Genomic DNA, 12339 nt, shown 5'->3' with positions numbered 1-12339 from the left:
GCCGGACATCTCAGTAGTAGACCTGAGGCACGGTCAGGTTGGTCGGCGAGATCTCGGTGCCGACCCATTTAACGAACAGCTCCTCGTAGCGACCGGTGCGCACCTGTTGGTTGACGAACAGGTTGAGGTAGTTGAGCAGGCCGTACTCGCTGCGCTTGGCGCCCAGGGACACGTAGTCGATGACGTACGGGGCGTTACCGGCGACTTTCAGGTTTTTGTATTTGCCTGACTTGAGGGTGGCGGCGGCCACGGTGTTGGTGACCACGGTGGCATCGATGTGGCCTTGGGTGACGGCCAGCAGGGTATCGTTTTGCGACTGGTAGGCTCGGAAACTGCCCGAGCCCCAGTTCTTCACGTCTTTCTCCAGGGCGATGGCCTCATAGGTGCCGCTGGTGTTGCCCACGGCTTTGCCCTTGAGGTCGTCGAAGTCATTGATGCCGGTGTCGTCGCGGGTCAGCACCACCATCTGGAAGGCAAAGTAGGGCACGGTGAGGCCAACGGTCTTGGCGCGTTCGAGGGTGTCGGAGGTGGACGCGACGATCACGTCAGCCCGCCCGGAGACCAGTGCCGGAATGCGATCCGGGAACGGCGTTTCCACCACTTCGGCCTCGACCCCGAGGATCTTCGCCAGGTCGCGGCAATAGTCCACATCGAAGCCGGCCGGCGAGTTGCTGGCGTCGCGAAAGCCCATGGGCGGGAAGTCCAGGGTCACGGCGCAGCGCAGCTTGCCCGAACCGATGATGTCGTCGAGCTTGTCGGCCTGGGCAGTGGCGATAAAGGAGGTACTGAGAACAGCGCTGAGGGCTACGGCAAATGCGGGGTTTTTCATAGAGGCCTCGTGACGTGAAGTGCTGTTGAATATCGTATTGGGGATTTCGTATACGATATTAACAATAGCAATCAACGTGCCCGATTCCAGTTCTGACGGTGAATAAATCGTCAGGCCTTGAAGTAGAGGTCTTGCGGGGGAGCAACGAGCGGGAGAGTGGAAGCCTGGGCAGACGATGGCAGTGTTACAGATGGGAGCAATGAGTGTGTGGACGCACCTTTAAGAAACACTGGCAGGTGAGAGGTGCGTGCCTGCTTATCGGTTCATTGCAGTTTTTGTGGTGGATGGACTGGCCTCATCGCGAGCAAGCTCGCTCCCACCATTGACCGCGTGCGCAAGGTAAATGCAATCCCCTGTGGGAGCGAGCTTGCTCGCGATGAGGCCCGGAAGAACACTCGTCATCACCCGCCTAACGCTGATTATCGCGATACTGACTCGGCGACAAACTGGTCAGCGCCCGAAACTGCCGGCTGAAGGCACTGTGGTCGGTGTAACCACAGCGCAAGGCAATCTCGGTAATCGGCAATTCGGTGTGCAGTAACAACCGCGAACCTTCTTCCAGGCGCGCCTTGTGAATCATTTGCCGTGGGGTGAGCTGGAACACCCGTTTGCAGTGCCGCTCCAATTGCGCCACGGAATAGCCAGCGATGGCGGTCAGTTCGGCGAGGCTGATGGAGCGGGCGAAGTGGCGGCGGATATGGGCATCCACGGCGGCGAGTTTCTGGAACGCCGGATGGTTCGACTGCGGCGATTGCAGGTCGCGGGAGATTCCGGCCAGGCCCACGATTCGACCCTGTTCATCCTTCAAGGCGAGTTTGTGGGTCAGGCACCAGATCGGCTGATTGCCATAATACAAATGCAACTCCAGCTGATCGGCCAGTTCGCGACCACTGGACAGCACGCGCCGATCCTGTTCGGTGTACAGCGGACCGAAGCGTTCCGGGAAGACCATTTCGGCGGTGCGCCCCAGCAGCTCGTCCCTGTGTCTGAAACCACAACGCCGGGCCAGGGTCTGGTTGACGAAGGCGTAGCGGGCCTCGCAGTCCTTGATGAAAAACACCACGTCCGACAAGGTATCGAGCAACGGCGCGATGGGTTGAAGGCTGTTCAGCAGCGTCGGCAGGTCGCAAGGTTTGAAGGTGGTGAGCGATGGATACATGGCGCCGGGAGTCTGAGGGTGACCCCCGGGATCATAGAGACTCGGCAGCGTGGCCGAAACCCCAGGCGTGGTCATCACGCCGGCGGGGTATCGTCCAGGGACATCAAGGTTTCGATCCGCGCCGGGCTGAAGGGTGGGCGCGGTGCCGAGGGCTGCCAACCAAACAAATGCTGCACAGCGCCGCCACACACCCGGCCCTGGCAGGCGCCCATGCCGCAGCGACTGGCGAGTTTGGCTTCGCGCCAGTCAGAGTGACCGGTCAATGCCGCGTACGGCACGTCTTCGCAGCGGCAAACCAGGGTGTCGGGTTGGGCCAGGGACTTGAGTCGCGGGTCGAGGGCGAACGCGCTGTTCAGCGCCTTGGCAAAACCCTGCCAGCGCGTCCGGCGCGGCCACAATTGCCTGGCGGCTTGCAGATTGCCGACCGCAGCGTGGCCGGCAATCGCACCTTCCACCAAGGCCAGCTCACTGCCGCCGAACCCTGTGCATTCGCCTGCCGCATAGTGATCGGCGCGGCTACTGGCCTGCCAGGCATTCACTGCGATGGCTTGATCTTCAATGGCGCAACCCAATGCCTGACCCAACTGGATGTTCGGAATCAACCCGAATCCACAGGCCAGCCGATCACATTCCAGTTCGACGATGTTGCCTTGTTGTTGCAGGCGCACGCCTTCCACTCGGTCGGTGCCAAGCGCCGCCAATACGTGGGTGGCAGTGCGGTAGCGGTGGTCGAACAGGCTGAACGATTGCAGCCATTTACCGGGCCAGCGCGGCAGTTGCGCGGCGAAACCGGCGAGGGCGCCGCGGCTGGCTTGTTCGGCGATGCGTTGCACTTGTGCGCCATGCTGTTTGGCGGTGGCGGCACTGGCCAGTAACAGCGGGCCGCTGCCGGCAATCACCACGCGCTCGTTCTGCACCGGCAAACCAGCCTTGATCAGTGCCTGCAAACCACCCGCACCGGTGACACCCGGCAGGGTCCAGCCGGGGAAGGGCAGCAGCAATTCACGGGCGCCGGTGCACAGAATCAGTTTGTCGTAGCCGATCAACCAGCCATGGTCGTCATCTTCCACCAGCAGTTGTTTCGCGCCGGGATTGGCGATCACCCGAGTACCGGCGTGATGGCGGATGTTGTTGCACGACGCCAGACGCTCGCGCAGGCGCCGGGCCTGACCGGGCACGTTGGCTTGAGGTCCGTCGCGCCAGATTTGCCCGCCCGGCAGCGGGTTGTCGTCGAGCATGACAATGCGGGCGCCGCTGGGGGCGGCGGCAAGGGCGGCGCTCATCCCGGCAGGGCCCGCGCCAATGATCAACAGATCAGCGTATTCATTCATGGGCGAGTCTCCACCTGCATGCCGTCACGGCACAGGGTCTGGCAAGCCAGGCGACGCCGGCCATCGATGGTCACCCGGCATTCCTGGCAAATGCCCATGCCGCACAGCGGCGCACGGCGCTGACCGCTGACCGAGGTGCGCGTGCAGCCGTCACTGGCCAAACTCAGGGCAGCGGCGACGCTGGTGCCTTCGGCGACTTTCAGGGCGTGGCCGTCCAGCAACAATTCAGGCATAGACCGGTTCTCCGAGAAAACGCTGGGGCAGATAAGGTTGTGCGGCCAGTGGCGGGGTTTCGTTGAACAGTTGCGCCACCAGTAAATCGGCGGTGCCGGGGGCGGTGGTTACGCCCAGTCCTTCGTGACCGACTGCCAGCCACAAGCCTTGACGTTGTGGATGCTGGCCCACCAGCGGCAAGCCGTCGGGGCTGGCGGCGCGAAAGCCGGTCCAGGCACGGATGCCATTGAGCCGGGCCAGCCCCGGCATGTACTCGGCGGCACGCTTGAGCATCTTGGCGAGCATCCAGCCTTCGACCTGCGGGTCGCTGGTGCCGAATTGCCGCGAGGCCCCGATGAACAGTTGCCCGGTGGGGCGCGGCTGGATATTGCAGGCGGTCGACGGCCCCGTGGCGTTGTGGGCACTGGTGACGTAACCCAGTTCCACCAGCGTATGGGTGACGCTGCCGGGGTAGCGGTCAGTGATCAGCAAGTGGCCTTTTTTCGGCACGATGGGCAATTCCGGGCACAGCTCGTTGGCTTGAATACCGTTGGCCAATACCACGGCATCGGCACTCAACCAACGACCATCATCGAGGCAGACGCGGTTGCCATCGACCGCACTGACGCGTGCCCGGCGCTGGCGGATGTTCGGTGTTTCGAGCATCCATCCGGCCGTCGCCGGGGCGTATAGAATGCCGTCGCCATTGATCAGCAAGCCGCCTTCCAGTCCTTCGCGCAGTTCCGGTTCGCGCTGGCGCAGGGCAGTGGCACCGATCAGTTCGCAAGCCACGCCCTGGGCTTGCAGGTTGAGGAATTTGCTGTGGGCCACCGCCATTTCTTCGGCATTGGCCGCCAGCCACAGCGTGCCGTTGCAGCGGTAGGCACAGCTGTCGGGCAGGTCTGCGCCCAGATCGCGCCAGCGCTGCAACGAATATTGACTCAGGGCCAGTTCGGCGGGGTTGTCGTCGAGTACCAGCAAGTGGCCCATGCCGGCGGCCGTGGCGCCGTGCAGACCGGCGTCCAGCACCAGCACCTGCAAGCCGCGACGGGCCAGCGCCTGGGCACAGGCGGCGCCGATAATGCCGGCGCCGATCACGATCACATCGGCCACCTGGCCCTCGTTCATGGTCGAATGCCCCAGGCGAACGGGTCGTCCTGTTCGATGATCAGGCTCGCCTCGGCACTGATGAACGCGCGACCACGAATGGTCGGCACGATGCGCTCACCCTGCAGTTCGTAGGAACCCTCGAACTCGCTGCCGATGATGCTGGCCTGGCGCCAGATCTGCCCCGGTTGCAACTTGTCGTCGGCCGCCAGGCATGCCAGTTTGGCACTGGTGCCGGTGCCGCAGGGCGAACGGTCATAGGCTTTGCCGGGGCAGAGCACGAAGTTGCGGCTGTCGGCGTGATCGTCATCGGCGAACAACTCGACGTGATCGATCAGGCCGCCGTCTTCACCGCGAATGCCTTGGGCTTCCAGTGCCTGCTGCACGGCGAAGGTGTAAGCGGTCAGCGCTTCGAGGTTGTCGCCGGCCACCCGCAGGCCGTGCTCGGCGACCAGGAAAAACCAGTTACCGCCCCAAGCGATATCACCGACCACTTGGCCGATGCCCGGCACCTGCACCGCCAGCGCCTTGCGATAACGGTAGGCCGGCACGTTGCGCACACTCACCGAATGGTCTTCGTGCAGGGTTGCCTGCACCGTGCCCACCGGCGTTTCGATGCTGTGCACGCCGGGGCCGATCTTGCCCAGGTGCGCCAACGACGCCACCAGGCCGATGGTGCCGTGGCCGCACATGCCCAGATAACCGGTGTTATTGAAGAAAATCACCCCGGCACAGGCGCCAGGGTCCACCGGCGTGCAGAGCAGGGCGCCCACCAGTACGTCACTGCCCCGTGGTTCCAGCATACAGGCGGCGCGCCATTGATCATGCTGTTCGGCTAATACCTTGCGCCGTTCGGCCATGCTGCCGGTGCCCAGCTCAGGAAAGCCGGCGGTCACCAGGCGGGTCGGTTCGCCACCGGTGTGGGAGTCGATCACAGAGATGCGTTTCATGGGAGGGCCACGTCCATTCGGTTGAGTGAACGCAAGAGTGGCCCGTGCGGCGGGGTGTCGGCTTGATGGATTTAGTCTGCGTCGATGACGAAATCGGCACAGCATCCACAGCGGTCAGTGGGGGTGGGGCAGGTGCTCGAACAGGGTCGTGCAGACGCCGGCAATGTGCTCGTCCAGAAGCTTCACCGCCAGTTCCACATCCCCGGCGCGGCAGGCCGCCAGGATCTCGCGGTGTTCGTGATCGGCCCGTTCCTTACCGGCCGACAAGCTCATCTGCATGCGCAGATAACGCTCCAGCTTGTCGTTGACCGAACGGATCAGACTCACCAGAAACGGTCGCTGCGCAGGCTCGTACAGGCAGGAATGCAGCTCCCAGTTGAGCTCGGCCCAGCGCCCCACATCGTCCTCGCCGATGAACTCCTGACAGATGCGCTCGGCACGGGCGAAGGTCTCTTCGGTCATGTTCGGAATGGCCAGGCGCAGAATCTTGTCCTCCAGCAACATCCGCACTTCGAACATCTGCGCCAGCTCCGCATCGGAAACCCGCGTGACCATCGCCCCGCGATTGCGCTGGAACATCACCAACCCTTCGGCCTCCAGCCGCTTGAGGGCTTCGCGCACCGGGATCTTGCTGACATTGAACTGGCGGGCGATGTCGTCCTGGCGGATCGGTTCATCCTCGGCAAAATGCCCGGCGACAATCGCATCCCGCAGATGGCGGGTGATGATTTCCGACGTCGAAGGCGTGTTACCGAGGTCGGGTGCGTTGAGTTTGGGTAGGTTCACGGCGGCGGTCATTTGGAGTGAGATAGCGCTAGGGTATACGAAATTCTTTTGCTGATCTTCCCCGGTTCGACGTCGGTGCGCCCGTTTTCATTCAGGCTTGCGCCGCGCCCATTTTACCGTTTGCCATGATTTACGCTGGAAGGATTGCCCGCTGCATAGCCGATCAGGCAGCCAACCCTTCTCAGAGACTATCCGGATCCCCAAAGAACATCTGAATCCGCGACCGTAACCAGCGCTCCCCCGGATCATTATCCTGCGACCCGCGCCACGCCATGTGCAGTTCAAAGCTGCGCACCGGCAACGGCGGATCTTCCGCGCGCACACCGCCTGCGGCCGTCAGCGCATCGGCCGTGTAGTCCGGCACGGTTGCGACGATGTCGGTACCGGCCAGCAAGGTACTCAAGCCATTGAACTGCGGCACCGCGAGCACCACATGACGTTTGCGCCCGAGCTTTTCCAGTTCTTCATCGATAAAGCCGCTGAGGTCGCCGGCGAACGACACCAGTGCATGGGGGCGCGCGCAGTAATCATCCAGGCTCAATGGCCCCGGCACGGTGTCGGCGCGCAACAGCTTGGGCTGGCTGCGGCGCAGTACCTTGCGCTTGGCGTTGGCCGGCAGGTCGGTGGTGTAGCTGACGCCGATGGAGATCTCGCCGGAGGCCAGCAACCCCGGCATCAGGATGTAGTTGACCCGGCGCACCACCAGCACGATCCCCGGCGATTCGGCGCGCAGGCGCTTGAGCAGCATGGGCAGCAAGGCGAATTCGACGTCGTCCGAAAGGCCGATGCGGAACACGGCGGTACTTGTGGCAGGATCGAACTCGGCCGCACGGCTGACCGCGGTGGAAATCGAATCCAGAGCCGGCGAGAGCAGGGCGAAGATCTCGATCGCCCGGGCGGACGGCTCCATGCTGCGGCCGGTACGCACAAACAACGGGTCATCGAACAACCCGCGCAGGCGCGAGAGCGCCGCACTGATGGCCGGCTGGCCGAGGAACAGTTTTTCCGCAGCACGGGTCACGCTGCGTTCGTGCATCAATGTTTCAAAAACGATCAACAGGTTCAGGTCGACACGACGCAGGTCATTACGATTCATCTGGAGTCCTGGCAGAGTCAGCAAACTTGACGTGGGCGGCCATATGAGAACAATGGCCAGCAGGAATATTAAGGGGAAAGGCTGGTACTCTGCACCGGGTAATTCAGATTTCCTGCAAAGGAGGCTTCGGTATCTTGCGGCATTTGACAATGTCGCCGCCGCTGCGGAATCAATGACAGGCATGTCGACTATTAATACCCACTGATAGTGTTGGGTTGAAAGCCCAGCTAGAGTTCATGGCATTAGAGGTTCATTTGGCGAGGTTTGTGATGTCCCGCACGATCCGTTTTCACAAGTTTGGTCCAGCCGAGGTGCTCAAATGCGAAGAGCATGCGGCGGCTCTGCCTGCACCGGGCGAAGTGCAGGTGCGCGTCGAGGCCATTGGCATCAGCTGGTACGACACGCTCTGGCGCCAGAACCTGGCGTCGTCCCACGCCCGTCTGCCTTCGGGCCTTGGCCAGGAAATGGCCGGTATCGTCACGGCTGTCGGTGAGGGTGTGGATGACCTGGCGATCGGTGACAAGGTCGCCAGTTTCCCGGCCCAAAGCCCGAACGACTATCCGGTCTACGGAGAACTGATTGTCCTGCCGCGCTCGTCGCTGACCCGTTACCCGGACGTACTGAGCCCGATCGAAGCCAGCGTGCATTACACGCCGCTGCTGGTCGCCTATTTTGCTTATGCCGACCTGGCACGGGTCAAGCCTGGGCAATTCGCCCTGGTGACCGACGCCAGCCATTGCGCCGGACCTTCGTTCGTACAGCTGGGCAAGGCCTTGGGTGTTCGTGTGATTGCCGCAACCAAGTCAGCAGAGGAACGTGAGTATCTGTTGTCGCTGGGCGCCGAAAAAGTCATCGTTACCGAGGAAGAAGATCTGCTGATACGGATCAACAAGATCACCGATAACCGCGGTGTGGATGTGGTCTTCGATGGTTTGGGCGGTCCTCAGATGTCGTTGCTGGGCGATGTGCTGGCGCCTCGCGGCAGCCTGGTGCTGTACGGCCTGCAAGGTGGCAACCAGACGCCATTCCCGGCCTGCGCGGCGTTCCAGAAAAACATTCAGTTCTTCGTGCACTGCATCGGCAACTTCACCGGCAAGCCGGAACTGGGCATCATCCAGGATCAGGTCGCACTGCAACGTGCCTTGCGCGACATCAACCAGTTGACCGCTGACCGCGTGCTGCTGCCGCTCAAGACTCGGGTCTTCCCGTTTGCCGAGGTGGTCGAGGCACACCGCTACATGGACGAATGCCCTTGTCGCGAGCGGGTCGCCCTACAGGTCGAACCGGCATAGCACTTACCCCAAGAGTCGACGCAACCCCCCCCCCAAGAGTCCGTGCCCACACGGACTCTTTCGTTTGTGCCCCCCCAAAAAAACCGTCGATCCGCAGGCCGGTCCAGCAACTGAACTGGTTTTTGCCCGTAATCTGTAGCTTCTAATCAGCCACTAAGCCCTGATAATTGAATGATTACTTTCATCTCAAGGAATGAGTCATGGCTGGGTGTCAGGCTAAAACTTTTCAATGTGCGCCCTCGGTGCACGCCTCCAATTTAGTTAGTTGTTGTGTAATAGCCAGAAAGACAGCAACAACTTCTTTCCTTATTTCTTGTGTTAAGTGTCTGTGGGACGTTGTAGGACGCTTCCTAGGACGCCGCCTTCAGTTGATAAAACCCTTGCCAGCCGCGCGTTACAGTCATGTCTGCAGTTTGCGAAAGCAGGACTGTTACGATCAATTCAAATGATTGCCAGACAATTCAAGTGCTAGCATTTGGCAATAAAGTCGATGACTCCATTTGTGCAGACAGTCCAGCGGAATGTGTTGTCCGCGCGATATTGAACTTACGAGTACCAGGTAAATAAAGATGACCAGCATCCATGACCAAGCGATGAACTATGTCTATCAACAAGTGCTGCAGCGATTGCTGGGTTTCTTCTCCCGTGCCGAGCGCACTGCATTGCAGTTGTTGATTCAGCGTCTGGCAGTGGCGGCGGGGGGCATGGAGCGCATTGGCGATTTCAAGGTGTTGGCGGTTCAGTCCGGGGCCCGCGACAACTGCTACAGCCTGGCGCTGTTGCGTGCGGCGCAATTGACCATCGCCACGCGGGCGCCGGCGACATTTCAGTTGCGCATCGCCTCGTTGCGGTTGAACGGGACAAGCCGGGCGGCCGTGGAAAACATGCACCGGACCAACAGCGCACTGTTCGTCTATGACGATCCTCGGGTCGAGGTGTTGATGGTCGATGATCGGGAAGTGTTGCCGTTCGATCACCTGACGCGGATCTCCGACGCTGGTCGCGAATCCAGCCGCCTGAACCTGTTGCTGATCGGTCATCGCCGGGCGTGGCACGGCGGGTTCGACCTGTGGGATGACGGATATCTGGCCACGGGCGAGTTCTACGGCCAAATCGCCCGCTGGGACGGTGGCGTCGACGCTTTGCTCGTCAGTGACACGCCGCGTCAGCAGAAACAGTTCATCGACGGCTTGAAGCGTGCCGCCACCAAGGCAGGGCTCAAGCCTTCGCCGGTGGGCGAGGCCGGCCACACGGGGTTGTTTGCATTGCTTGATGAGCTGGGCAGCGACTGTTATCAGGCGTTCTATGCCGATGACGTCCAGGCCCGATGGCGTCCTGAAGAGCGCTTTGAGACCTGCCGTCGTACCACCTGCATCGAGATTCACGACCTGCTGGTCAGCAACCTGGAGGAGCGCTGGTCATTGCTGACTGAATTTCTCGGCTTCCAGCCTGACGAACTGTCCGCGCAGATCAGCGACAACGAATTCGTCAGCGCGTCGATCTCGGCGCACGTACGTGGGTTGCAAGCGAGCTTCGTGCAGGGCCGCGATTATGAGTCAGGCGTTGCGCAATACCTGCAACGCGCCCTGGTGATGATGCGCCGCAAGCGTTTGCCCGAGCGTTTGTGCGAGCAGGCCATCGAGGTGTTCGGCAACCCGGCGACACTGGGCGATCAGCGTGCCCGAGCGGCGGCCGAGGCGCAAAAGAACCTGGGCCTGAGCGAAGCACAACTGGTGTGTCTGCTTTTTGCGCCGTTTATCGAAGAGGGTGCGGGGCTTGAGCGATTTTTGCGTCAGTGCCATCCGGGCATGCTGGTGGCCATGCCCGAGTTGCACCGGGCCATGCAGGGGCAGCCGGTCGCCGAACAGATCATGCAATGGATGATTGATGTCAGCGGATTGCCCGTCAGCCTGATTGGCCGGCTTTATCGCATGGAACGGGTGCCAGGCAGCGACGAAGGGGGGCTCGAAGCGCAGATCCAGTGCGCCGCGTTGCAAGAGGCAGCGGGCGATCCTGACACTGGCAACACGTTGGTGGATGAATGGTCAGCGGGTCACTGAGGGTGAGCGGACTATCAGCCAGTGCGGTCGGCCTTCAGCCATGAAAGGTCCACGAGAAACGGATTTCGCCTATCAGGCCGTTTATCGGTATCTGGGCAGCTTGATCAATGAGTCCGAAGGGGATTCACGCATCCGCCTGCCGTCGCTGCGGCAGCTGGCGGAGCGCCTCAATGTGTCGATCTCGACCATTCAGTACGCCTATTCGTTGCTGGAGAAGGAAGGGCGCGTGTTTTCGGTGGCCAAGTCGGGCTATTACGCATTGCCAGTGTCGTCTTTCAACCCGCAGGACAGCGGCAGCGATCTGCTCGAAGCTGTCTATGTCAATACCAGACGTCCGGGGATGCTGGTCCTGAGCGCCGATGAACCGGCTTTGTTGCAGCCGCTCGACAGTCCCTTGTTGCTGCTGGAGCGAGAGATGCTGCGCCAGTATCCAAGGCAGCCGCAGTCGCCCTCGCAACCCTGCGGCGAGCTCGAGCTGCGCACCGCCTTGGCCGCACGCTACACCACGTCACCCATGCGTTACTGGCATGCCGATGATGTCTACATCGGTGCCGACCTGCGCGGCGTCCTGGAAATTCTCATCGCCGTGCTGGGCTTGAAGGACGCCACGGTAGTGGTTGAGTCGCCGTGCGACTGGACGATCCTGCGCTTGTTTCAAGCCGCCTGTGTGCGGGTGATCGAGTGGCCTGTGCAAGCCGATGGTTGCCTGGATCCGCACCGGCTGAAAACCTTGCTGGAGACCGAGCCGGTACGACTGGTGATACTGTCATCGGCCCTCAACATGCCCCGTGGCAGCCTGGCGCCTGAGGAAAACAGGCAGGCCATTGCCCGGCTGTTGGCCGCGCATGACAGTTGGGTGCTGGAGAACGATTGTTATGGCGAGCTCGGATTCGACCCGGGCGGCCTGCGTTTTCGCGACTTGCTGGACCCTGAACGGCTGATGGTGTTTTCCGCGTTCGAGAAAATCATTGGACCGGAAGCGCCCTACGGCTACCTGCTTTCCAGGCACTTGAGCGCCGAACTGCAACGGCACTTCCTGCTGCGTTCGTTTCGACTGTCGCCGATTCGCCAGAAAGCCATCGCCCGTTTGTACAGCAGCGGCCGCATCGATCAACACCTGCTGGTGCTGCGACGGCTACTCAAGGAGCGCAAGAGTCAAATGACCCAGTTGTTGCAGGAGCGACTGGGAGACGCCTTGCATTTAGTCGAGCCGCAAGGCGGTGCAACGATCTGGGTGCGTTCGTTGCGCCGGGTCAATGTCCGTCGTGTGTTCCAGCGCCTGCTGGCGCAACAGGTGGTCATCGCACCGGGCGAACTGTTCAGCCTCCACGGTCTGCACGGGCAGCATTTGCGCCTCAGTCATACCTTCGGCGGTGATCACAACCTGGCGGCCGCGCTGGGATTGCTGGGGGATGCGCTGCGCCTGGAATCGATCGAGTGAGTGACAAAAAATAACAACCTCCACTGTGCTGGATCGATCCCATCGCGTTGCGGTCAAACTGCCAGTAAACTGCGA

General features: G+C 61.5%; 11 protein-coding genes. 3 read left to right on the top strand and 8 right to left on the bottom strand.

The features are described from left to right. Positions 1-10 precede the first annotated feature (10 nt). The 8 genes from AC3WN7_RS10985 to AC3WN7_RS10950 form a co-directional block, all read right to left on the bottom strand. Positions 11-829: an ABC transporter substrate-binding protein gene (locus AC3WN7_RS10985; RefSeq protein WP_102673816.1), complete on the bottom strand. Its 819-nt coding sequence runs from the start codon at positions 827-829 to the stop codon at positions 11-13. 409 nt (positions 830-1238) lie between these two features. Further along, positions 1239-1988: an AraC family transcriptional regulator gene (locus AC3WN7_RS10980; protein WP_102673817.1), complete on the bottom strand. Its 750-nt coding sequence runs from the start codon at positions 1986-1988 to the stop codon at positions 1239-1241. Between the two features lie 74 nt (positions 1989-2062). Then, positions 2063-3319: an NAD(P)/FAD-dependent oxidoreductase gene (locus AC3WN7_RS10975; protein ID WP_102673818.1), complete on the bottom strand. Its 1257-nt coding sequence runs from the start codon at positions 3317-3319 to the stop codon at positions 2063-2065. Next, entirely contained in the window at positions 3316-3552 is a 237-nt protein-coding gene (locus AC3WN7_RS10970; RefSeq protein ID WP_102673819.1) for a (2Fe-2S)-binding protein, read from the bottom strand. Before AC3WN7_RS10970 ends, AC3WN7_RS10975 begins: the two co-directional genes overlap by 4 nt. After that, positions 3545-4660 (bottom strand): NAD(P)/FAD-dependent oxidoreductase, encoded by a 1116-nt coding sequence (locus AC3WN7_RS10965; RefSeq protein ID WP_102673820.1) that lies wholly within the window; start codon positions 4658-4660, stop codon positions 3545-3547. Before AC3WN7_RS10965 ends, AC3WN7_RS10970 begins: the two co-directional genes overlap by 8 nt. After that, a complete protein-coding gene (locus AC3WN7_RS10960) occupies positions 4657-5589 on the bottom strand; it encodes a 4-hydroxyproline epimerase (protein ID WP_102673821.1) in 933 nt (310 codons plus the stop codon). Before AC3WN7_RS10960 ends, AC3WN7_RS10965 begins: the two co-directional genes overlap by 4 nt. A 114-nt stretch (positions 5590-5703) precedes the next feature. Then, a complete protein-coding gene (locus AC3WN7_RS10955; protein ID WP_095966743.1) occupies positions 5704-6387 on the bottom strand; it encodes a GntR family transcriptional regulator in 684 nt (227 codons plus the stop codon). Between the two features lie 169 nt (positions 6388-6556). Beyond that, on the bottom strand, positions 6557-7471 hold the full coding sequence (locus AC3WN7_RS10950; RefSeq protein WP_053160139.1) for a LysR family transcriptional regulator: 915 nt from the start codon (positions 7469-7471) through the stop codon (positions 6557-6559). A gap of 269 nt (positions 7472-7740) precedes the next feature. On the opposite strand from AC3WN7_RS10950, the gene AC3WN7_RS10945 reads away from it, so the two are divergent. The 3 genes from AC3WN7_RS10945 (at position 7741) to AC3WN7_RS10935 (ending at position 12264) form a co-directional block, all read left to right on the top strand. Next, positions 7741-8763, top strand: coding sequence for a zinc-dependent alcohol dehydrogenase family protein (locus AC3WN7_RS10945; protein ID WP_095966744.1), 1023 nt, complete (start codon positions 7741-7743; stop codon positions 8761-8763). Between the two features lie 569 nt (positions 8764-9332). After that, positions 9333-10823: a hypothetical protein gene (locus tag AC3WN7_RS10940; protein ID WP_102673822.1), complete on the top strand. Its 1491-nt coding sequence runs from the start codon at positions 9333-9335 to the stop codon at positions 10821-10823. 40 nt (positions 10824-10863) lie between these two features. Further along, positions 10864-12264: an aminotransferase-like domain-containing protein gene (locus tag AC3WN7_RS10935; protein ID WP_102673823.1), complete on the top strand. Its 1401-nt coding sequence runs from the start codon at positions 10864-10866 to the stop codon at positions 12262-12264. Positions 12265-12339 lie beyond the last annotated feature (75 nt).

The organism is Pseudomonas sp. FW305-70 (genome assembly GCF_058783925.1).
The sequence above is the reverse complement of the archived record's forward strand: the minus strand, read 5'-3'. Positions and strand labels throughout refer to the sequence as shown.